The 19934-nt window shown below is 71.0% G+C and carries 20 protein-coding genes and 2 tRNA genes; 5 read left to right on the forward strand and 17 right to left on the reverse strand.

Translation table 11 applies throughout. The annotated features are described in order from the left end of the window. Positions 1-35: 35 nt before the first annotated feature. Together OHB00_RS10860 and OHB00_RS10865 are read right to left on the reverse strand one after the other, a co-directional pair. Entirely contained in the window at positions 36-1262 is a 1227-nt protein-coding gene (locus tag OHB00_RS10860; RefSeq protein ID WP_406433664.1) for a hypothetical protein, read from the reverse strand. Continuing rightward, positions 1259-1825, reverse strand: a complete 567-nt coding sequence (locus tag OHB00_RS10865) for a DUF4365 domain-containing protein (RefSeq protein WP_406433666.1) — start codon at positions 1823-1825, stop codon at positions 1259-1261. The genes OHB00_RS10860 and OHB00_RS10865 overlap by 4 nt, the downstream gene beginning before the upstream one ends. Before the next feature lie 169 nt (positions 1826-1994). Between OHB00_RS10865 and OHB00_RS10870 the strand changes: the two genes are divergently transcribed. Next, positions 1995-2720, forward strand: coding sequence for a 3'-5' exonuclease (locus OHB00_RS10870; protein WP_406433668.1), 726 nt, complete (start codon positions 1995-1997; stop codon positions 2718-2720). On the opposite strand, the gene OHB00_RS10875 is transcribed toward OHB00_RS10870, so the two are convergent. Further along, positions 2691-3935, reverse strand: a complete 1245-nt coding sequence (locus tag OHB00_RS10875; RefSeq protein WP_406433670.1) for a TDT family transporter — start codon at positions 3933-3935, stop codon at positions 2691-2693. The genes OHB00_RS10870 and OHB00_RS10875 overlap by 30 nt on opposite strands. A gap of 178 nt (positions 3936-4113) precedes the next feature. Between OHB00_RS10875 and OHB00_RS10880 the strand changes: the two genes are divergently transcribed. Next, on the forward strand, positions 4114-5136 hold the full coding sequence (locus tag OHB00_RS10880) for a GlxA family transcriptional regulator (RefSeq protein ID WP_406433672.1): 1023 nt from the start codon (positions 4114-4116) through the stop codon (positions 5134-5136). 19 nt (positions 5137-5155) lie between these two features. Here OHB00_RS10880 and OHB00_RS10885 read toward each other — a convergent pair whose 3' ends face one another. The 10 genes from OHB00_RS10885 to OHB00_RS10930 form a co-directional block, all read right to left on the reverse strand. Continuing rightward, the gene (locus tag OHB00_RS10885) at positions 5156-5560 is read right to left on the reverse strand and encodes a nuclear transport factor 2 family protein (RefSeq protein ID WP_406433674.1); all 405 of its coding nucleotides are present in this window, start codon (positions 5558-5560) and stop codon (positions 5156-5158) included. 148 nt (positions 5561-5708) lie between these two features. Further along, positions 5709-5783, reverse strand: a tRNA-Val gene (locus OHB00_RS10890). 39 nt (positions 5784-5822) lie between these two features. Next, the gene (locus OHB00_RS10895; RefSeq protein ID WP_406433676.1) at positions 5823-6269 is read right to left on the reverse strand and encodes an SRPBCC family protein; all 447 of its coding nucleotides are present in this window, start codon (positions 6267-6269) and stop codon (positions 5823-5825) included. 117 nt (positions 6270-6386) lie between these two features. Beyond that, entirely contained in the window at positions 6387-9125 is a 2739-nt protein-coding gene (locus OHB00_RS10900) for a Tat pathway signal sequence domain protein (RefSeq protein WP_406433678.1), read from the reverse strand. A 109-nt stretch (positions 9126-9234) separates the two neighbouring features. Continuing rightward, the gene (locus tag OHB00_RS10905; protein WP_406433680.1) at positions 9235-9825 is read right to left on the reverse strand and encodes a hypothetical protein; all 591 of its coding nucleotides are present in this window, start codon (positions 9823-9825) and stop codon (positions 9235-9237) included. Between the two features lie 4 nt (positions 9826-9829). Next, positions 9830-10726, reverse strand: coding sequence for a carbohydrate ABC transporter permease (locus OHB00_RS10910; protein ID WP_406433682.1), 897 nt, complete (start codon positions 10724-10726; stop codon positions 9830-9832). Next, positions 10723-11685 carry a carbohydrate ABC transporter permease gene (locus OHB00_RS10915; protein ID WP_406433684.1) on the reverse strand — a complete coding sequence of 321 codons (963 nt, stop codon included), beginning with the start codon at positions 11683-11685 and terminating at the stop codon, positions 10723-10725. The genes OHB00_RS10910 and OHB00_RS10915 overlap by 4 nt, the downstream gene beginning before the upstream one ends. An 11-nt stretch (positions 11686-11696) precedes the next feature. Further along, positions 11697-12983, reverse strand: a complete 1287-nt coding sequence (locus tag OHB00_RS10920) for an ABC transporter substrate-binding protein (RefSeq protein ID WP_406433686.1) — start codon at positions 12981-12983, stop codon at positions 11697-11699. 930 nt (positions 12984-13913) lie between these two features. Then, positions 13914-13985: transfer RNA gene (locus OHB00_RS10925), tRNA-Val, on the reverse strand. 291 nt (positions 13986-14276) lie between these two features. Further along, on the reverse strand, positions 14277-14741 hold the full coding sequence (locus OHB00_RS10930; protein ID WP_406433688.1) for a TIGR02611 family protein: 465 nt from the start codon (positions 14739-14741) through the stop codon (positions 14277-14279). A 191-nt stretch (positions 14742-14932) separates the two neighbouring features. On the opposite strand from OHB00_RS10930, the gene OHB00_RS10935 reads away from it, so the two are divergent. Together OHB00_RS10935 and OHB00_RS10940 are read left to right on the forward strand one after the other, a co-directional pair. After that, positions 14933-15346, forward strand: a complete 414-nt coding sequence (locus tag OHB00_RS10935; protein ID WP_004002642.1) for an SsgA family sporulation/cell division regulator — start codon at positions 14933-14935, stop codon at positions 15344-15346. Positions 15347-15607: 261 nt separating this feature from the next. Further along, complete coding sequence (locus OHB00_RS10940) at positions 15608-16168, forward strand: CGNR zinc finger domain-containing protein (protein WP_406433690.1); 561 nt, start codon at positions 15608-15610, stop codon at positions 16166-16168. Between the two features lie 70 nt (positions 16169-16238). On the opposite strand, the gene OHB00_RS10945 is transcribed toward OHB00_RS10940, so the two are convergent. Together OHB00_RS10945 and OHB00_RS10950 are read right to left on the reverse strand one after the other, a co-directional pair. After that, the gene (locus OHB00_RS10945) at positions 16239-16391 is read right to left on the reverse strand and encodes a hypothetical protein (RefSeq protein WP_406433692.1); all 153 of its coding nucleotides are present in this window, start codon (positions 16389-16391) and stop codon (positions 16239-16241) included. A gap of 222 nt (positions 16392-16613) precedes the next feature. Next, on the reverse strand, positions 16614-17069 hold the full coding sequence (locus tag OHB00_RS10950; RefSeq protein ID WP_406433694.1) for a hypothetical protein: 456 nt from the start codon (positions 17067-17069) through the stop codon (positions 16614-16616). A gap of 577 nt (positions 17070-17646) precedes the next feature. Between OHB00_RS10950 and OHB00_RS10955 the strand changes: the two genes are divergently transcribed. Then, complete coding sequence (locus OHB00_RS10955) at positions 17647-18165, forward strand: DsbA family protein (protein WP_406433696.1); 519 nt, start codon at positions 17647-17649, stop codon at positions 18163-18165. Positions 18166-18186: 21 nt separating this feature from the next. Here OHB00_RS10955 and OHB00_RS10960 read toward each other — a convergent pair whose 3' ends face one another. Together OHB00_RS10960 and OHB00_RS10965 are read right to left on the reverse strand one after the other, a co-directional pair. Continuing rightward, the gene (locus OHB00_RS10960) at positions 18187-19011 is read right to left on the reverse strand and encodes a GNAT family N-acetyltransferase (protein WP_406433698.1); all 825 of its coding nucleotides are present in this window, start codon (positions 19009-19011) and stop codon (positions 18187-18189) included. A gap of 101 nt (positions 19012-19112) precedes the next feature. Next, on the reverse strand, positions 19113-19934 hold the full coding sequence (locus tag OHB00_RS10965) for an aminotransferase class IV (RefSeq protein WP_406433700.1): 822 nt from the start codon (positions 19932-19934) through the stop codon (positions 19113-19115).

Genomic DNA, 19934 nt, shown 5'->3' on the forward strand with positions numbered 1-19934 from the left:
ACACCGACTGCGAAACGGTTACCGACAGTGGGCCGTCAGTCGCAGTCGTCCCCGCTGCACGCCTCCTCGAAGAAGTCCAGATTCTCCTGGAGCGACTTCATCAGGCTGTCCCGTTCCTCGTCGTCCACCTGCACGGGTACGACCCCGGAGGCGCCGGACAGCCGCCGGAAGCCGCCCCGGCTCTCCAGCCGGCCGTGCACCCGCACCGGAAGTCCGACGAGGTGGGCCTGCCCGGCGATCCGGTAGTCCTCCTCGTCGAGGGTGACGCGGACGTACGGCACCTCGGCGCCGGCGATCACCCGCAGCCGTACCGCGCCCTCGCCGCGCGGCTCCGAGCGGCGCATCCGGACCACGGTCCCGGTGACCCGGACCGCGACGGAGGGCTCGTCGCGCAGATAGCGTGCGCCGGCCTCGCGCAGCACGGGCAGGTCGCCGGGCGAGAACTCGACGGGTTCCAGAGTCGACGCGCAGTCGTCGGGGACGCCGGCGCCCGGCGCCCAGTCCACCGAGACGCGGGCGCCTTCCGTCCCGCGCACGAGCGTGACGAGGGCATCGGTCAGCTCACGGCTCACGCCCGCCTCGACGGCGCCGTCGAAGGCGTCCATGCCGCCGGTGGCCCGCTGGTAGTCGATGGCCTCGCGGGCCGCGTAGAGGGCCTGGTGGAGACGGACGGCGAGGGGCCGGCCGGTGCCGACGGGCACGAAGGCGGTCAGACCGCGCCCGCCCTCCGCCGAGCCGACGAGGACGGACTCCAGCATGGCGGCGGCCGCGCGCTTGTGCCGGGCGCCGTAGTAACCGGCACGCGCGCGCGTGGCGAGCGCGCCGGCCAGCAGGGTCTGCCGGGCGGCGGTGCGCAGTTGCTCCTCGACCGTCCAGGACGTGGCGTCCGCCGGGCCGCTGGGCACATCCCGCCACCAGCGGATCTCGTCGCTGGGCACGGCGAGCCCGACCAGCACCTCACGCGCGGCGGGCGTACCGCTGCGCACCAGAGCGGTGAGCGCCTCCCCGAGCAGGTCGTCGCTGTCCGGGAAGGCGCGGCTCTCGGGTACCAGCAGGCTGGTGCCGGTGTTGCCCGGCCCGGGTGGGGTCCAGCGGCCGTAACGCCCCGGCGCTCCCCCGCGCCGTTGCCAGCCGTGCCGGCGCAGCAGGGCGCCGAGCACGGCGGGGTCGACCTCGGCGGGCTCGGGGGGACGGTGCCAGTGGGGGTCGTCGGGATGCGGCCGGACCTCCCGCAGCTGCTCCTCGTACGGACGGTGCCTCATGGTCTGCCTCCCGTCCCGACCCGCGTCATGATCTCGCACAGCGCCCGGTCGTCGAAGATGCGCGAGGTCGGGACCCGCACGGTGGTCCGGTGCCGACCGGTGATCGGGTGCCCTGCCAGGTTGATCCAGTAGCAGCAGTGGCGCAGATCGAGCCGGTCGTGGCTGGCGCGCAACCAGTCGTCCGGAGAGCGCGGTACCAGCATCACCACCAGGATCTTGTGCACCGACACCGGTGTACGGGCGAGCTTGCGCAGGTGGTCGTTGTCCAGCGTGAAGGAGAAGAAACGTCCCGGCGGGTTCGGTGCTATCTGGTAGGTGCACTTGAGCTGCACCTTTATCGTCACCTCGTCGTCGACGGTGTGACCGGGCGAGCCGTGGCTGACGTGCCAGTCGATGCCGTTGTCCGGGAACGGCTGCGACAGCGAGCAGCCGGCCGCCGCCGCGACGGCGTGCAGATAGCCCACCTGCAGTGTCTCCATGCAGGCGGTGGTGGCGAGTGTGCCGCGATGGGGGCCCGTACGTTCGGGCAGCAGCCCGCCCCGTTCGGGCTGCGCTATCGCCATGACCAACAGCCTTCCCAGCCAAAGAGCTTCCCCGTGGCGGGCCGCTGAACTGCAAAGACCCGCACTCCTGTTGTGTCCTTCCGGCGTACGTCGCAAACGGCCCGGGTATCACCAAACAGGCAGAAGACGGAACGTCACCTGCCGTGGGTGAACGAGGAGTTGTATTGGCATGACGTGCTGGTACGAGGGGCCCTTGGCGGCCTTCGACACGGAGACCACGGGCGTGGACGTGGAGACCGACCGCATCGTGTCCGCCGCGGTCGTCGTCCAGGACGCCCCGGGCACCCGGCCCCGGGTGACCCGCTGGCTGGTCAACCCGGGCATGCCGGTGCCGGAAGCGGCGACGGCGGTGCACGGGCTGACGGACGAACACCTGCAGCGCAACGGCCGTTGGCCGGCGCCGGTGATGTACGAGATAGCCGAGGAACTGGCCGAGCACGCGGCGATGCACCGCCCGCTGGTGGTGATGAACGCGCCGTTCGATCTGACCCTGCTGGACCGCGAGTTGCGCCGCCACCGGGCGTCCTCGCTGGACCACTGGTTCGAGGCGAGCCCCCTGCTCGTCCTCGATCCCCGGGTCCTGGACAAGCATCTGGACCGCTACCGCAAGGGCCGCCGCACCCTGACCGACCTGTGCGCGCACTACGAGGTCCCCCTCGAAGGCGCCCACGACGCGGGCGCGGACGCGCTCGCGTCCCTGGAGGTCGTACGGGCGCTGGGCCGCCGTTTCGCGACCCGCCTGGAGCGCCTGTCCCCGGCCGAGCTGCACACCCTGCAGACGACCTGGCACGCGGCACAGGCGCGTGGCCTCCAGGCGTGGTTCACCCGCAGCGGCACGCCGGAGACGGTGAACACGTACTGGCCGCTACGACCGGAACTGCCTACGGCGGCGTGACGGACGGGGCGCCCGCACCGGCGCCCCGTCCCGCCGCTGTCCGGCGGCGTGCCGCAGGGAGTGCCAGGCGACCACCGCCCAGGCGGCGACGAGCAGTACGTACAGCGCGACGGCGCTCCAGACGAACGGCTGTGAGCCGGTACGGGCGGCCAGGGCGCTGGTTCCGGTGACGCAGGCGCCCAGGGGGAAGATGAAGGACCACCAGGTGGGCGCGAAGGGCAGCCCTCTGCGGATCTCGCGCACGGTCAGTGCCGTGGCGAGCGCCAGCCACAGCAGGGCGAAGCCCCATATCCCGAGCCCGCCGAGGAGCGCCGCGACCGCGCTCCCGCGTGCGTACGGGGCGGGCAGCGTGCCGGGCGCCGCCGTGGCCAGCGCGCCCAGCGCCGTCACGGCCTGATCCAGCGCCCCCACTCCGATCCACACGGTGGGCACCGTCGCACCGCTGGGCGCCTCATGGTGCACCAGACGGCTGTACACCATGGCCAGCACCAGCAGGACCGCCATCAGGCCGAGCCCGAGCATCGCGTAGCAGCCCAGCAGCAGGGCCAGCCGCGGCTGCCCGGCCGGTGTCCGGGGCACGAGGAGTGCGCCCGTCGCGGCGGAGACGACCGGCGGCACCACCGGCAGCAGCCAGCCGCCGGACGCCGCGTCCGGCGCGAACCGGTGCCGTGTGACCATCAGGTAGGGCACCGCGCAGGCGCTGGCGAGTCCGAGGGCCGTACCGGCGGACCACAGCACCCGGTCCACGTCGAGCGCCGCCCGCTCCCCGATCAGCCGCGGGCCGAGCAGCAGCGCGCCGGCTCCGACGGTGAGCAGCGCCATCGGCGGCGCCCCGAGGAACTGCGCCAGCAGCGGATCACCGGCGTGCACGCGCAGCTTCCGCTGCCCGAGGTAACGGGCCGCCAGCACGATCAGCAGCAGCCCGGCCCCCGCCCAGACCACCGTGGCGGCCCCGCGGAGTCCGGGAAGGGTGCGCGGCAGGGTGGCGGCCGCGACGGCGACGATCCCGGTGCCCATGACGGCCGCGAACCAGCCGGGCCCGAGCCGCCCTGGCCCCGCGCCGTCCGCCCCGGCGGGCCGGGCACGGGCATGTCCGGAATCTCTCTGAACCCGGCCGCCCGGAGGCGGGAACGCTTGGGTGGTACTGGTGTGGGGTGCCACGGCGGGGAGGGCCTTCTCTTCTCGCGTCGGATCTTCTCGTGTCGCTCTGACCACGGCCGGGACCGTCGGGCGGTCGGCCTTGCGAACCTATGGCGCGGCAGAGGTCCCGCCACAGAGCAGCACGCGCCAGGACGCCCTCACACCAGGACATCGAGGCGTCCGCCCATGGTAAGTTTGATAGTCAAACCCACGGGTTCCGCGGCGAGAGGGCCGTCCGGCCGGGAGGCGCACGATGAAGGACAGGCCGTCAGGCAGGAAGCCGCTGTCGGTGACCGTGCTGGTCTTCCCGGGCGTACGCCTGCTCGATGTCACCGGTCCGATCGAGGTGTTCTCGTCGGCGAACGAGTTCGGCGGTCGTTACCGCGTGCGCACGGTCTCCCCGGACGGTGCCGACGTGGTCACCTCGGCCGGTACCGGACTGCGCGTCGACCTGGCCGCCGAGGAGGTTCGCGATGTCAGCGACGTGGTCGTCGTCCCCGGGGGTCCGGAGTGGCCCTCCCTCGTCAAGGACGACGCCCTGCTGGACGCCGTGCGGGCGCTCGACGCGCGCAGCCGCCGTACCGCGTCCGTCTGCACCGGCGCCTTCCTCCTCGCCGCGGCCGGGCTGCTCGACGGGCATGCCGCGACCACGCACTGGCGCTTCACCGACCAACTTGCGCTGCGCTACCCGCGGGTGACCGTGGCGACCGACGCGCTGTTCGTGCGCGACGGCCACATCATGACCTCCGCGGGCGTCAGCTCGGGCATCGACCTGTCGCTCGCCCTGGTCGAGGAACACCTCGGTGCCGACGCCGCCCGCGCCACGGCCAAGGACATGGTCGTGTTCATGCAGCGGCCGGGCGGCCAGTCGCAGTTGAGTGTCCGTACGCACACTCCGCGCCCGCGGCAGGAGATACTGCGCCGGGTCCTGGACGCGGTCGCCGAGGACCCGTCCGCCCCGCACACCGTGGCGGCCATGGCACGCCTGGCGGGTGTGAGCCCTCGTCACATGACGCGCCTGTTCCACGAGGAGACAGCCATGTCCCCGGCCCGCTATGTCGAGCGGATCCGCATGGAAGCCGCCCAGGCGGTGCTGGAGGGCAGCGACGACCCCATGGCCACGGTGGCCCGGCGCACCGGCTTCGGCTCCCCGGAATCGCTGCGCCGGGCCTTCACCCGCAACCTGGGCATCACGCCGGGGGCCTACCGGGCGCGCTTCCGCACCGCGGGCAGCACGGACACCGCGGACACCGCAGGCGGCGAACCGGCCGGTTGACGGGCCCGCGGGCCGACCGTCAGGTGCCTGTGACAGTCCTCCCCGGCATCGGCTCCGCGAGCGCCGCCCGCCATGCCGGCGTGCCGAACGCGCCCGCGAAGTACTGGGTCTCGTGCACCACTCGCCGGTCGGCGAATTCCATGATGCTCACCGAGTACGAGGGCACACCGTCGTAGGTGATGACGCACTCGCTCACCCACACCTGCGCATGGCCGGTGATCCGCAGCACGGTGAAGTGCCGGTCGGCCGGGTGCCCGCCGCGTTGCGCCGCGATCGTCCGGCGACCCCGGAACCGCTCGCCCGACTGCGGGTAGTCGAGGATCGCGTCCGCGGCGTAGACGGCGTGCTCGGCTTCGATGTCCCCGCGTTCCGACGCCGCCCAGTGCTCCTCGATCGCGGCCCTGATCCGGGAGTCAGCATCCATGGCACCGCCCTTCCGTGACGGTGCCAGCCTAGGCATCGCGGGCGCGGCCGGCCGAGGGGCAGACGGGCGCGGCCCGCCGAGTCCCCCGTTCGGCCGGATCGCGGGACGGCAAAAAGGCCGGTCCGCACAGGCGGACCGGCCTTCCCGGTGGTGGGCGATACTGGGTTCGAACCAGTGACCTCTTCGGTGTGAACGAAGCGCTCTCCCACTGAGCTAATCGCCCGGGAACGCAGAGAACGATATAGGTACCGGCGGGATTCGTTCAAACCGCTTGGAGGTGCCCGAGCAGTCCGCGTCGGCCCGCCCGCATCATCAGCCGGTGATTGACGCGGAAGAACAACCGTCCGGGGACGGCGAGTCGGCGCAGCAACGGCTTGTTGACGTCGACGACCTGCTCGTAGCGGGCGAGGGTGCCGGTGCCGGTGGCGGTGACCGTCCAGCGGGACCAGCCTTCGATGTCACCGGTCATCGCGACCTCCAGGACCCCGGCGACCGGGTCGCGGCGCGTCTCGCGCGCGATGAACGTGAGGTCGTAGGGCAGGGCCGAGCGGATGGTGAGGACGCCGGTGGTGTCGTTCAGCCGGCTCACCGAGCGCACCTGCGGCCACCAGCGCGGATAGTCCTCGACCCGCTCCAGCGCGTCGTAGACGACGGTGGACGGCACCGGCAGGGGCCACAGGCTGCGGAAACGGTAGTGGGTCCAGTCCATGGACGGAGTCTGCCCGGGCAGTCGATCTGAGTACGCGTACTCATGCCCGCTTCGAGTGACCTGGACCACACTCGGTACGAGCGCCGCCGCCCGTGCGACGGCGCTCCCCCGCCTCATCTATGCGGGCATCTTGTCGCCGAGCAGCGCCAGGTTCTCGATGGCCGCGAGCCCGTACAGCGCGGTGTCGTTGGAGGAGACCCAGCCGGCCTCGCTGCCCGCGACCAGCGTGACCGGGCCGGAGAGCGGCTCGGTCTTCCACGGCGAGGACTCCGTGTAGCCGTCGGAGCTGTAGAACTTCGTCCACGCGCGCGCGGCGAGGGTCGCGTCGCCGGTCTGTACGGCGGCGTACGCGTCGAGGCGTGAGTGGCCCTGGAAGAGCAGCAGGGTGCCGAAGTTGGAGCCGTAGCGTGCCGCCTGCTCCGCCTTGGTGGCGTTGAAGTAGCGGCAGTAGTCGAAGTACACCTCGTTGAACTTCGGCATGTCGATCAGGTGGATGAGTTCGGCGCAGAGTTCGTTGAGGCCGAAGACCGCCGAGAGGTGGGAGACGGAGACCACCGGGGTGGCGGCGGTCGCGAACTTGCCGGTGTCGAGGTCGTAGAGGCCGCTGCCCTGGACGAAGCCGTTGGGCTGGGCGGCGATGCCCTCCATGGTCGACAGGACGCGGGCCTTGGCCTTCTCCCACTTGGGGCCCTTGCGCTCCCACTCGGTCAGCCAGGCCGAGACCAGGCCGCTCCAGTCGGTGCCGAAGCCGATGGAGAGGGCGTGCCGGTCGGGAGTGTAGGGGTCGGTGCGGACCTTGCGCTGCGGGTCGAGGACGAGGAAGGTCTCGTCGGAGTCGACGTTGGCGGCCATGAGGTCGCCGACGCGTTCGTCGGCGGTGAGGAAGTAGTAGAAGCGCCGGTAGGTGGTGTTGGAGATGCGCTGCTGTTTGGCGCTGTCCGCGTAGTGCTGGATGCCGTGCCGGGTGCCGAGGCCGGCCCATTGGCCGATGTGGTAGACGTCGACCTCGCCGGTGTGCCGGGTCAGCGCCTCGGCGAACCGGAAGATGTCCGAGCGGCCGCTTCTCAGGTACGCGTACCAGAGCCACAGGTCGGGCGAGAGCTCGGAGTTGTCCCAGGCGTAGCCGCCGACGTCGTACCGCCACTGGTGACGCACGGTGTCGTAGGTGTGCATGAAGTCGCCGTAGTCCCAGAAGCCGTACCAACGGCGTTGCTCCACCTGGTCCTTGTAGTAGGTGAAGAGGAAGTCGAGGTGGTCCTCGATCTTCGCCTTGGCGGCGGTGGAGCGGTCGGGCTCGGAGTAGAGGCCGGGGCCGAAGACCTTGGCCTTGATGAGCTGCTTCGGTGGGGCGGTGAGCTGTGGCAACGTCCGTACGGCCGCGGCCTGTTCGGCCAGCGCGTCCGCCGACGGGGTCGACTCGTTGGCCCAGAAGAGGAGTTCGGAGGTACGGGCGATGCCGTAGGGGGTGCCGAACCCGGGCTCGTAGTCCTCGTAGGTGATGTTGAGGCCTTCGAGCTGTTCGGCGTAGGTGTCCTGGCCCATGCCGTCGTGGTAGAAGCGCAGGTCCATCGGCTGGGCCTCGGGCGACCAGAGCCAGAGGGTGACCTCGGCCGTGTCGGTGTGGGCGTCGCGGATGTCGAGCTGCGCGGGGAACTTCTCCCAGAAGTCCCGCAGGCCGAAGGAGAGTCCGCCGCTCGCGCCGCCGACGTAACCGAAGCCGGAGGCCCGCTTGCCGCCGCCCGCCGCGATCCAGCCGTACCCCTTCTTGGTGCGCTTGCGCAGGGTGAAGCCGTCGGCGGAGAGCTGGGCGAGGGTGTAGTCGCCCCAGTGCGGGATGTACTGCAGGCGGGTGGTGACGCGCTGGTCCCAGGTGGCGGGGTCGGGGAGCTTCTGCCCGGCGTACTGGGCCGCCTGGACGGCCGCGCCCGGGTCGCGGCGCAGGCCCGTGATCCCCTGGACGGCCTCTCGCAGCAGGCCCGTTCCCTCGCCGCCGATCCGCACATGCCGGTCGTACGCCTCGTCGCGCATCGGCACGCTGAAGCGGACGCCGAGCCCGCGGATGAAGTCACCGCTCGCCTTGCCCGGCTCCTGGGTACCGTCGTAGGTGATCGTGTGGACCATCCGGAAGGAGTCGGCGCCCGCGTAGAAGTACAGGCGGATCGAGAACGGCAGCCAACCGCGGCTGCCCTTGCGGTGCTTGCCGTCGACGCGGACGACCGCCCGGACCGGGCCCTCCTGTTCGACGGTGACGGAGTCGATGGCGCCGTCGAAGCGCTCGGTCCTGACCGTGCCCTGGTCCTCGTCCTCGATCTCGGGCTGGCGGATGAGGACCAGCCGCCCGTTCCTGGCGATCTCGGTGGAGCCCCGGGTGACGGACTTGACGATCGTCGAGCCGTTCTTGCCGATCTTCACGGTCATCACGCCGGTGGAGACGTCGATCGTGCCGCCGCGTTTGTCGACGGTGACCTGCTGGGCGGGGGCGGCCGGTTCGCCGGCCGCCAGGGTGAGCTTGCCGTTGCCGGAACCGACCGCGTGGGCGGTCCACTTGAGGGAGCCATCGGGCCAGTAGGCGATCGGCCAGGACTGGACGGCCACGTCCTTGCCGTCCGCGTCGGTCAGCGCGAAGGCCTGGTCCTCCTGGAACGCGCCCATCGGCCAGGGCACGCCGACGGTCGAGCCGGGCGCGGCGCCGAGGCCGCCGTCCTCCAGCCAGTCCAGGGTCACCGGGTCCGCGTCGGCGGCCTCGGCTGCGGGCGCGGCCTGTGCGTCCTTCGCGCCCAGCGCCCAGCTGAACTGGGCGGCGGCGCCGGCGACGGCGGCCGCCTTGAGGAGGGACCTGCGGGGAATGGGAGACATGGTCCGTCATTCCTTTCCGTGCGAGTGCAGGGGCGGTCATGGCAGGGTTGGTCAGGGGCATGACAGAGCGAGGTGCGGCGCCGGGGCGCCGACCCTGGTGCCAGGCCGGTCAGCTGTGGCGGCGCCGGTGACGCTCCTCCACGGCGACGGCCGCCGCCGCGAGGGCACCCAGCACGGGCACCGCCAGCGGCGCGATGAGCAGGGCGGAACAGACCACGAGGACCGCTCCCCCGACGAGCAGGAAGGATCCGCCGGGGTCGAGGACGGTACGCCGGCCGGCCGCCGGGAGCAGAGCGCGCCATCGGTCGCCGGGCGTCCAGACGGCCGCCGCGCGCAGCCCCGCGACCGCGAGGCCGATCACCGCGAACAGGCCGACGGCCCCGAGGAGCGGCCCACCGGGCAGCCCGGCCCGCACGGCCTGGACATCCACCCAGGCGGCGGCGACCGCGCCCCAGCCGGCCAGCCCGACGACCCACCCGCCCGGCAATGCGGCCCGGAAGTCGCTCACGAACTCCCGCCAGCCGCCGCCCACCTGGCCGGTACGGCGGCGCAGATGGCGGGCGCCGGCGGCGAAGGCGGCCGGGTAGGTGACGACTCCCAGGGATCCGATCGCGATCCACACCCCGGTGAGCAGACACTCGGCGAAGACGCCGAACCGGTCGGAGAAGTTCGAGGTCCTCACCCGTACGTCGTCGGCCACGGCCTCAGCCCTTCAGTCCGGAGGTCGCCATTCCGTCGATCAGATAGCGCTGGAAGGCGAGGAAGAACAGCAGTACGGGCAGCAGCGCGACCAGCGACATGGCGATCATCCCGCCGTAGTTGGCCGCCACGCCGTCGGAGTCGCGGAACATCATCAGACCGAGGGAAACCGTGTACTTGCCGGGCTCGTTGAGATAGATCAGCGGGCCCATGAAGTCGTTCCAGGCGTTGATGAAGGTGAAGATCGCACTGGTGATCAGGGCCGGCCGGCACAGCGGCAGCACGATCGACCAGTAGATACGGAAGTGCCCGCAGCCGTCGAGCCGGGCCGCTTCGTCGAGCTCCCGGGGCAGGTTCCGCATGAACTGCACCATCAGGAAGACGAAGAACGCCTCGGTGGCGAGGTATTTCCCGATCAGCAGCGGGGTGTAGGTGTTGATCCAGCCCAGCTTCTGGAACATCACGTACTGCGGGATCAGCAGCACGTGGTACGGCAGCAGCAGGGTGCCGATCATCAGGGAGAAGAGCAGGTTGCGGCCGGCGAACCGGATGCGGGCGAAGGCGTAGGCGGTGAGCGAGCAGGAGATCAGCACGCCGACGACCGCGCCGACGGCGTAGAAGAGGGAGTTCTGGAAGAACGTCCAGATGCTGATGTCCGCTATGCCGTCGGCGAGGCCCTTGAAGTTGGACAGGATCGGGTGGGACGGGAGCAGCTGGAGGCTGTTGATGACGTCCTTGCTGGGCTTGAACGAGGCGCCGATCACCCAGACCACCGGGTAGAGGATGACTGCGAGGATCAGCAGGGCGCCCAGATGCCAGCCGAGGGATCCGGTCCGGCGGCGGCCGAGCAGGGGCTGCTTGGCGGGGGTCGCGAGCGTCGGCTCGGTGGTGGTCGCGCTCATCGGGCGTCCTCCTCGTAGTGCACCCACTTCTTCTGGGACCAGAAGAGGACGGCCGTCACCAGGGCCACGGCCAGCAGCAGCATCCAGGCCATCGCGGCGGCGAAGCCCATCTGGGCGTTCTTGAAGCCCTGCTCGTACAGGTAGCAGGTGTAGACGAGGGTGGCGTCGGCCGGTCCGCAGGTGCCGTTGGAGACGACGTAGGCCGAGCCGAAGATCTGGAAGGAGTGGATGGTCTCCAGGAGCACGTTGAAGAACAGCACCGGGGAGATCATCGGCAGGGTGATGTTCCAGAACCTGCGGAACGGCCCGGCGCCGTCCATCTCGGCCGCCTCGTAGAGCTCCCTCGGCACCTGCTTCAGACCCGCCAGGAAGATGACCATGGGCGCGCCGAACTGCCAGACGGTCAGCGCGACCAGGCAGTACAGCACCCAGTCGGCGTTGCCGACCCAGCCGCCGACGTGCCAGCCGAAGAAGGACTGGGTACGGTCCACGATCGCGTCGTCGGAGAACAGGGACCGCCAGACGAAGCCGACCGAGACGCTCGCGCCGATGAGCGAGGGGGCGTAGAAGGCGGCCCGGTAGAAGGCCTGGCCGCGCCGGCTCTGGGCGAGCAGCATCGCCACCCCGAGGGCGAGCAGCAGTTTCAGCGGGGTGCCGATGACCACGTACTTCGCGGTCACCTCCACCGACTTCTGCCAGCGGGGGTCGTCGAACATCTTGGTGAAGTTGTCGAACCCGACCCACTTCGGAGTGTTGAAGAGGTTGTAGTCGGTGAACGCGAAGTAGAGCGAGGCGACCATCGGGCCCGCGGTCAGCAGCAGGAAGCCCGCGATCCACGGGGACATGAAGAGGTAGCCGGCGAGGTTCTCGCGCCGGCGGCCCGGCCGCCGCCCCGCGGAGGCGGAGGCGGCCGAACGCGGCTCACGGGCGGCGGGCGGGGAGTCCTTGACGAGCGTCACGGCAGGTCCCATCAGGCCTGGAAGGCGGCCTCGGACTCGGTGAAGAACTGCTTCACCGCGTCGGAGACCTTGGTCTTGCCCTGGCCGAGGTCGCCGCCGATGCGCAGGAAGGCGGCCTCGATGGTGTCGGCACCGGAGGGGTGCGGGGTGATCGTGCCGAGGACGCCTGCCTTGGCCGTGTCGTCCTCGTACTGCGCGATCTCCTTGTTCACCGCGTCCGTCGGCTGGTACGCCGAGTACTGCTCGGTGCTCGCGAGGATGCCCCGGTCGTAGCCCATGATCTTGCCGACCTCGGGGTCGTGGACCATGAAGTCGATGAACTGCGCGACTTCCTTGGGGTGGGCGGTGCGGGCGGAGGCGCTCAGCATCAGGGAGGCGAGGTACTGCCCGGTGTGCTTGCCGTCCATCGTGGGGATCGGGGCGAGGCCGTAGGTGCTGCTGCCCTCGGAGGAGTAGCGGACGGTGAAGTTGTCCCAGGTGAACTCGGAGGCGCCGTGACCTGCGGAGAGGGCGGACTTGGGGGTGTCCTGGGCCACGACCTTCGGGTCGGTGACGATGCCGGCCTTGACGCGGTTGTAGCCGTCGGTCCACCACTCCGTCAGGTCGGCCTTGTCGAAGCCGAGTCCGTCGTCGGTGTAGAACGCCTTGCCGTTCTGGCGGAGGTAGAGGTCGTAGAGGTACATGATGCTGAAGTAGCCGGTGTCCCCCGCGACCTTCGTCCTGTCGTGGATGGTCTTCAGGGCCTTGAAGTAGTCGTCCCAGGTCCAGCCCGCGTGCGGCTCGACGCCGGCCTTCTCGTAGACCTTCTTGTCGATGACCAGCGCCATGGTGTTGGAGCCGACCGGGATTCCGAGCTGCTTTCCGTCGACCTGGCCGACCTTCGTCACCCCGGCCCGGAAGTGATCCAGGCTCAGATTTCCTGCCTGCACCTGTGACTTGAGGTCGAGGAGAATTCCTCGCTTGTCGTACTTCCGGAGAAAGGTGACGGCATTTTGGAAAACATCCGGGGGATTTCCGCCGGCGGCCTGCGTCTGGAACTTCTCCCAGAAGGACGCATACGTCTGAAAGTCGGTCTTGACCTTGATCTTCGGGTACTTCTTCTCGAAGAGCGCGATGGTCTTGTTGATCTTCTGCGCGCGTTCCTCAGCACCCCACCACGAGTAACGGATCGTCACCGTTCCGTCCCCGGAACCACTGCCGCCGCCACACCCGGCCGTCGCGGTGAGCCCGAGCGCGGCCGCCGAGGCTCCAGCCGCCTTCAGGATGGTGCGCCTCTCCACATTCCTGCTGGTTCCCATAGTCGGGCCCCTCCCCGCAGCGTCGCCGACGCCTGCATGAATCGTTTCAAGTAAGCGCTTGCTGGCACAAGTTACGGAGGGGCCGGTGAGGCGTCAATGATTCGGACAGGAATTTCTTGTGGGCGGGGACGGCGGGGTGGAACCGGGCGGCGCGGGTGCGGGGGGCGCGGCGCGGGCGACGTCGCAGGTGAGCGCCGCACGGTCGGGTGGTCGAACGCGAAGTGGCGTGCGGGAGGCGGGTGTTACGGGTTGGCTTCGATGAGCGGGCGAGGGCGATGAGGGGTGGGGCGGGGCGCTTCGGGGGACAGCTTCGAAGGACCGCTCCGGGGCGCGAGGGTGAGGGAGGAGCAGGGCGGGCCGAGGCGGGGTGCCGCCGGCCTCGGGGTGCCAGGGTTGGGGGCTCGGAGGTTGGGGCGTGGGTGCTCGGGGCGCATACCTCCGACCACTACGCAGAGTGCGGCCCGGCCAGCGGGTTCGGTTCCAGGTGCGGTTCCGGTTCGGTTTCCCAGGCCGGCTTCCGGGGCCGGAAATCTACGTCTGCCTCGGGGGAAACACGCAGGCCGTGCCCCTGTCGGGCCGAAGGCGATCACGCGTCCGCAGGCCCCTACGCCGCTCGCGTTCGGACTCAGCGCGCCGCCGAGAGCCACGTTGCCGCCCTGCCGCCGTCGGCGCAGGCGCCTGAGCGGTGACCGCCGCACGGCGCTCCCCGAGGGTCCTGACCGGGGTCACGGCACCTGCCGTGATCACGGTGCCGTACGCCGCCACCACGCCGCCCCCGCGCCCGCCTCGCCGCCCCCGCACCGGCCCGTCCGCGCCTCCGCGCATCAGCCGTGCCGCGCTCTACGTTGCCATGGCCGTCGCAGCCCTGCCCACCGGCCCTGGAACGACCGCGGCCCACCTGCTCTCTCGCAGGTGGGCCGTGGTTCCGGGTGGGCGATACTGGGTTCGAACCAGTGACCTCTTCGGTGTGAACGAAGCGCTCTCCCACTGAGCTAATCGCCCGGGCGCAGGAAGAACATTACCCCATGTCAGGGGGTGCCCCCGACCAGTCGCCCAGGGGCTGTCCGGCAGATCAAGTCGCAGGACAGCAACGGTGGCTGTCAGCCGTGACGAGCGGGGTCCGGTGCGTCCGACTGCAAGGCGGAGGAGGGAGTCGACGCGGTGGGGGCACCTCCCGGCCGAAGGCTGGGTGACGTCGGCGACCGACGACAACGCGGCAGGTAGGCGTGCCAGACCCCGCGTCTGCGGCATGATCCGCCGGACAGCCCTTAGGGCCTGTGGCCGGCGGCCGGATCACTCCTCGATCTTCCAGGGCATCACGATCCCGAACCTGGAGAGGTAGATCCCGACCCCGGCACCCACGACCACCAGGCCGATCGCCGTGAGCGTGATGTTGCGGCGGCGCACCTTGGGGTCCAGAGCCTTCTGGGCCGCCTCCGTGACCTTGCGCTTCGTCCAGCGCAGCACCAGCTGGGCCCAGACGAACTCGGTCGCCCAGATCGCCATGCCGGCGAAGATGATCACCCAGCCCGGCCCGGGCAACGGCAGCAGGACGATGCCCAGGGCCACGATCGCCAAGCCGACCACGAAGACCCCGACCTGCCAGCTCAGGTGCAGCATCCGGCGCGCCTTGATGAACTCGGGCGCCCGTGATCCGAGCCCCCGCTCGTCACGCGCCCGGTCCGTCGTCGTCCCGTCCACCTCGCTCCCGTCCGAGGCCACGGTGACCTCGCCCGGTTCGTTACTCCCCGTATTCATACGACCAAACCCTACCTGAGCGATTCCGGTCACCGGAATGGTCGTAGATCGCGTCCAGGTTCTCGGCCGGAAGAGTTACGTAAACACACGCAAAACACTCAGAGGGGTTTACAACGGCACCGTAGGTGGCATGTCGATTTCGCCGACGTGCGAATCCCCGAGCGCACACTGAGCGAAAGGCCCTGGCGCTTATGAACACCACGGTCAGCTGCGAGCTGCACCTGCGCCTCGTTGTGTCGAGCGAGTCCTCCCTGCCTGTCCCCGCAGGCCTGCGGTACGACACGGCCGACCCCTACGCCGTGCACGCCACCTTCCACACCGGAGCCGAGGAGACCGTCGAGTGGGTGTTCGCCCGCGACCTCCTCGCCGAGGGGCTGCACCGCCCCACCGGCACCGGCGACGTCCGCGTCTGGCCGTCCCGCAGTCACGGTCAGGGCGTCGTCTGCATCGCCCTGAGCTCTCCGGAAGGCGAAGCTCTGCTCGAAGCCCCGGCGCGGGCCCTGGAATCCTTCCTGAAGCGAACAGACGCCGCCGTGCCCCCCGGCACGGAACACCGGCACTTCGATCTCGATCAGGAGCTCTCCCACATCCTGGCGGAGAGCTAGGGCGCGGCCCCTGAAAGCCGCCCGGCGCCGTCCACTCGGGGAGACGGCTCGGGCCAAGACAACCGCATAGGGCAGCACCGGCGCCGCCACCGTGTTCGGTCACGGGGCGGCGCCGGTGTGCCCGGGGAACCGCCGGAGGGCGGTGAGCGTTCCACTGGACAGTCATGAGTGGGACAGGGCACGGTGCGGGGCCCCCGTATGTCGCTACCATCGGCCACCATCGGCGGGCGCCCGCCCGACCCTCAGGCCAGGGAGCGAAACGTGCTGATCACCCACGACACCCGGTGTTCTCTCGACGCCGTGGTGGATCTGGTGAACACCGCACCGGAGGACGACACGGCGTCGGACCAACTGGCCGATGTCGCGGCTCTCCAGGATTTCGTACGAAACCACGACATCAGCGATGTGGGTGTGCTGTCGGAGTTCGATCTTTCGGCGGTGCGCAAGATCCGCGGACGGTTCGCGGGCATCTTCGCCGCTGCCGACGCCCGGGCCGCGGCCGGGATGATCAACGAGCTGGTCGCCGCCGCGGGCACCACGCCCCGGCTCACGGACCACGACGGCTACGACTGGCATGTGCACTACTTCGCGCCCGGCGCCTCGGTGGCCGACCATCTCGCCGCCGACTGCGGGATGGCGCTCGCGTTCTTCGTCGTCGCCGGGGAGCAGGAGCGGCTGCGGCGCTGTGAGGCCCCGGACTGCCGGCGCGCCTTCGTCGACCTCTCCCGTAACCGTTCGCGTCGCTACTGTGACAGCCGGACCTGCGGAAACCGGCTGCATGTCGCCGCATACCGGGCACGCCGCAAGGAGGCGGCCGGCTGATCCCGGGAGCGCCGGGGCGTCGATGCCGACGCCGGTCCCGGCGGGTGGCGCCGGGACTGGCGGGTACGGCTCACAGCCACAGCAGGTCGTGCAGCGCAGCCATGAGGAGCAGACACCCGATCACCGCTAGGAAGATCATCAGCGGTGGCTGGGAAAGGGCGAAGAGGCACCCGCGGGGCTCGCCGTTCGGTGGCGCGGCCTCGCTCTGTTTCGTGTCCAGCATCTCGCGGCGATGATGTCCCAGCGGGCAGCCGTCGCGCGATCAACACGCCCGGAATGGGCGGGAGTTCGCCGAATTCCGCGATGTCCGTTTCACTTCCGCCCATCCTCTGAACACTTCGGCGCACGCCGCAGGCGCACTGTGTCGTTTCAATGCCTCATGTGACTGTCATATGCATGCGGTCGCGGCCCGGCCGAGCAGCGCCGCTCCCCTCGCCACGGAGCGTCATATTCCGTGCTTCTTGAGGATGGCCTCGATGTCGCTGAAGTCGTCGCCCGAGGCGGTGCTCCGGGGGGCCGCCGCGGGTCTGCTCGCAGGGCGGGTGGCCGGACCCAGGGACGGTGCCGAGGAGGCGGGGGCGACGGCGTCGCGCTCTGCGCCCCGCGCGGCCGCCTTCCGCTCGGCCCGGGTGCCGCGGGTGCCGCCGCGCCGGCGCTCCACGGCGCGGGTGCTCCAGAAGAGGGCCCAGGCCACGCCCAGGACGCCGAAGCCCGCCCAGGCGGTGGGACTGAACGCGGTATCGGCGAGCCAGCCGACCACGCCGGTCATGACCAGGCCGATGGGGACGAGAGAGTAGGCGGCGATGCGGGCCGCTGCCAGGTACCGCTTGCGATAGGCGGTGACCACGGCGATGCCCAGGCCCGCCGCGGACACGGCGGAACAGACTGTCTCGGCGATCATCCGGTCCTCCTGCGGGCGGGGTCGGGCGGGCGGGGCGAGGCTGGGGTGCGCGCGCTGCTCCGCCCCTTCCATCGTGCACCGCCCGGCCCGTGCGATCCATGCCCAGGCCCGACAATCAGGGGCATCTCGGGGTCCTCTCCGGGTCACCTCCACCCCAGGTACGAGCCACGACCACACCCGCCGCGCTGCCGCCGGTGCCTACTGCCGCCCACCGCCCACCCGACAGCCGACCACCACCCGTCCCCGCCCACAGCCACCGCTGTCCCGGCCACAGCCGCCGCATCCATCCAGCCGCGGCCGCTCATGCGGGCTCATCCAGCCCCGGGCAGCATGGCGGTTTCCCGGCTGCGGGCAGCATGGCGGTTTCTCGGCCGCGGGCGGCGTGGCGGTTTCAGCCGCGGGCAGTCGTGCCGCTGGGGCGGCACGGGCGGTCGCCGCGGGTGCCCCCTCTGGGAGAGGCACCCGGCAAGCGCCGGTGAGCGTCCCCACCCCCGGCCTCAGCCCCACCACCGACCACCTCGACATCTGACGTCGGCTCGATTGGGTCGACGGAGCGTGGGCTGGAAGACTGGGCGGTATGAACGACTCCCCCGTGCGCACCGGCGCCCTGGTTCTCGACGTCTGGTGTGAACTGCAGTGTCCTGACTGCCGCGGTGCGCTGGACGATCTCCGTGCCCTGCGTGCCCGGTACGGCGACCGGCTGGAGCTGCGGCTGCGGCACTTCCCGCTGGAGAAGCACAAGCACGCCTTCGCCGCCGCGCAGGCCGCCGAGGAGGCTCTGGAGCAGGGAAAGGGCTGGGAGTACGTCGAAGCGGTCCTCGGCCGCGTCGAGGAGCTGGACCGCGGGGGCGAGCCGTTCCTGGTCGAGGTGGCCGGTGAACTGGGCCTGGACGCCGAGGAGTTCGACACCGCGTTGGTCGACGGCCGGCACATCCTGATCGTGGACGCCGACCAGGCCGAGGGCAAGGCCATCGGCGTGACCGGCACCCCGACCTACGTCATCGGCGGCGAACGCCTCGACGGCGGCAAGAGCCAGGAGGGCCTGCGCGAGCGCGTGGCCGAGATCGCCGACCGGTTGCTGGCCGAGCAGGCGTGACCAGGCAGGCGTGACCGGGGCTCAGATCAGGTTCTTGTAGAGGACGTAGCGCACGGTGGCGTACCCCAGCGACTCGTAGAGCCGTTCCGCCGGGGCGTTGCCGGCGAACACGTTGAGGCCGAGGACGCGTCTGCCGGCGGCGATCGTCTGGTCCTCCGCGAGCAGCATGAGGGTGCGGCCGTGCCCCTGGCCGCGGTGGGCGGCGTCGGCCTCGACGTCGTACACCCAGGCGCTGTCCTCCCGGAAGGCCACCCACAGGGTGCCGACGCGGGTCCCTTCGTGTTCGAGGATGCTGACCCGCATGTCCTCCGTGGCGAGCCCGCGCGGCAGCAGCCGCTCGTGGTCGCGCCGCGACTTCTCGTGTGCCTCGGCCGGGGCCAGGCCCCGCTCGATCCACGTGCGGGTGTACGCCTCCGACTCGTGCGCGAGCCACTTCTCGTACTCGGCCTCGGTCATGGCACGGCCGCGGCTGCCCGGCGGCAGGGCGGGCGGGATGTCTCCGAGCCGTTTCTCCATGCCCCGGCTGCGCGGGACGTAGCCGAGCGCCTGGACGAGCCGCAGCACCGGCCCCGCGGCGGCCGGCACACCCAGCTCGATCTGCCCGCAGCCCCAGCCGCGCGCCACCTCCTCCGCGGCGAGCGCGGCCACGGTGCCCCGGCCCCGGCGGCGGTCGGGCTCCTCGATGCGCAGGTCGACGATCCGGGCCACCCCGGGGCCGAGGTTCTTCGAGGTGCCGAGGTGGAGGGTGCCGACGGGCCTGCTGTTCACGCACACCTGGAAGCGGCGGGACAGCGCTCCGTCGGCGCCGTGCTGGAGCGGCTCGGTCGGCCGCAGGGTCGTGGTCATCAGGGGTGTTCTACCCGCCCGAGACCCTGACGTCAGCCCCAAAAGACCCTGACGTCAGCCCCCGGCGAGGCTTCATCCGACGCTGCCCCTGAGCGGGACTCTCAGGGATCCAGGTCCTCGCCCGAACGCTCGTCGAAGATGCGCATGGCCTTGGCGGTCACCGGGCCCGGCGCGCCGGGGAGTTCGCGGTCGTCGACGCGGTGCACGGCCTGGACGTCGCGCAGGGTGGAGGTGAGGAAGATCTCGTCGGCCCGCTCCAGGACGTCCAGGGGCAGGTCGGACTCCCGGGCGCCGGTCCACTCGACGGCCAGGGCGCGGGTGATGCCGGCCAGGCAGCCGGAGGCGACCGGCGGAGTGTGGATCTCGCCGTCGAGGACGACGAAGACGTTGGAGCCGGTGCCCTCGCAGAGCTGCCCGACGGTGTTGGCGAACAGGGCCTCGGAGGCGCCGTGTTGGTGGGCGCGGGCCAGGGCGACGACGTTCTCGGCGTACGAGGTGGTCTTCAGGCCGGTGAGCGCGCCCCGCTCGTTGCGGGTCCAGGGGACCGTGATCACGGCGGTGGAGTCGGCGCGGCGGCTGGTCTCGCCGAGGGCGACCACGAGGGTGGGACCGCGGTCGCCGCGGTCGGAGCCGAGGGGGCCGTGGCCGCCGGTGTAGGTGAGGCGCAGCCGACCCAGCGGCATCGGGTTGGCCGCCAGCACCGCCTCGCAGGCCCGGCGGACCTCGTCGTGGTCGGGGTCGGGCAGGCCGAGGCCCCGGGCCGAACGGGTCAGCCGGTCGAGGTGGCGGGTGAGCGCGAAGGGCCTCCCCTCGGTCGCCTTCACCGTTTCGAAAATGCCGTCCCCCACGGTCAGCCCGTGGTCGAAGACGGAGACACGCGCGGACCCCTCGTCCTGCAACCCGCCGTCCAGCCAGATCTTCAA

It is taken from the genome of Streptomyces sp. NBC_00631 (assembly GCF_045206895.1).
Lineage (GTDB): Bacteria > Actinomycetota > Actinomycetes > Streptomycetales > Streptomycetaceae > Streptomyces.

What these genes read in the sequence shown, in the direction of transcription:
- OHB00_RS10870 (WP_406433668.1), top strand. Translation starts at nt 1,995, where the DNA reads ATGACGTGCTGGTACGAGGGGCCCTTGGCGGCCTTCGACACGGAGACC.
- OHB00_RS10950 (WP_406433694.1), bottom strand. Translation starts at nt 17,069, where the DNA reads ATGATCGCCGAGACAGTCTGTTCCGCCGTGTCCGCGGCGGGCCTGGGC.
- OHB00_RS10910 (WP_406433682.1), bottom strand. Translation starts at nt 10,726, where the DNA reads ATGAGCGCGACCACCACCGAGCCGACGCTCGCGACCCCCGCCAAGCAG.
- OHB00_RS10865 (WP_406433666.1), bottom strand. Translation starts at nt 1,825, where the DNA reads ATGGCGATAGCGCAGCCCGAACGGGGCGGGCTGCTGCCCGAACGTACG.
- OHB00_RS10955 (WP_406433696.1), top strand. Translation starts at nt 17,647, where the DNA reads ATGAACGACTCCCCCGTGCGCACCGGCGCCCTGGTTCTCGACGTCTGG.
- OHB00_RS10945 (WP_406433692.1), bottom strand. Translation starts at nt 16,391, where the DNA reads ATGCTGGACACGAAACAGAGCGAGGCCGCGCCACCGAACGGCGAGCCC.
- OHB00_RS10900 (WP_406433678.1), bottom strand. Translation starts at nt 9,125, where the DNA reads ATGTCTCCCATTCCCCGCAGGTCCCTCCTCAAGGCGGCCGCCGTCGCC.
- OHB00_RS10930 (WP_406433688.1), bottom strand. Translation starts at nt 14,741, where the DNA reads ATGAATACGGGGAGTAACGAACCGGGCGAGGTCACCGTGGCCTCGGAC.
- OHB00_RS10860 (WP_406433664.1), bottom strand. Translation starts at nt 1,262, where the DNA reads ATGAGGCACCGTCCGTACGAGGAGCAGCTGCGGGAGGTCCGGCCGCAT.
- OHB00_RS10885 (WP_406433674.1), bottom strand. Translation starts at nt 5,560, where the DNA reads ATGGATGCTGACTCCCGGATCAGGGCCGCGATCGAGGAGCACTGGGCG.
- OHB00_RS10920 (WP_406433686.1), bottom strand. Translation starts at nt 12,983, where the DNA reads ATGGGAACCAGCAGGAATGTGGAGAGGCGCACCATCCTGAAGGCGGCT.
- OHB00_RS10880 (WP_406433672.1), top strand. Translation starts at nt 4,114, where the DNA reads ATGAAGGACAGGCCGTCAGGCAGGAAGCCGCTGTCGGTGACCGTGCTG.
- OHB00_RS10960 (WP_406433698.1), bottom strand. Translation starts at nt 19,011, where the DNA reads ATGACCACGACCCTGCGGCCGACCGAGCCGCTCCAGCACGGCGCCGAC.
- OHB00_RS10935 (WP_004002642.1), top strand. Translation starts at nt 14,933, where the DNA reads ATGAACACCACGGTCAGCTGCGAGCTGCACCTGCGCCTCGTTGTGTCG.
- OHB00_RS10895 (WP_406433676.1), bottom strand. Translation starts at nt 6,269, where the DNA reads ATGGACTGGACCCACTACCGTTTCCGCAGCCTGTGGCCCCTGCCGGTG.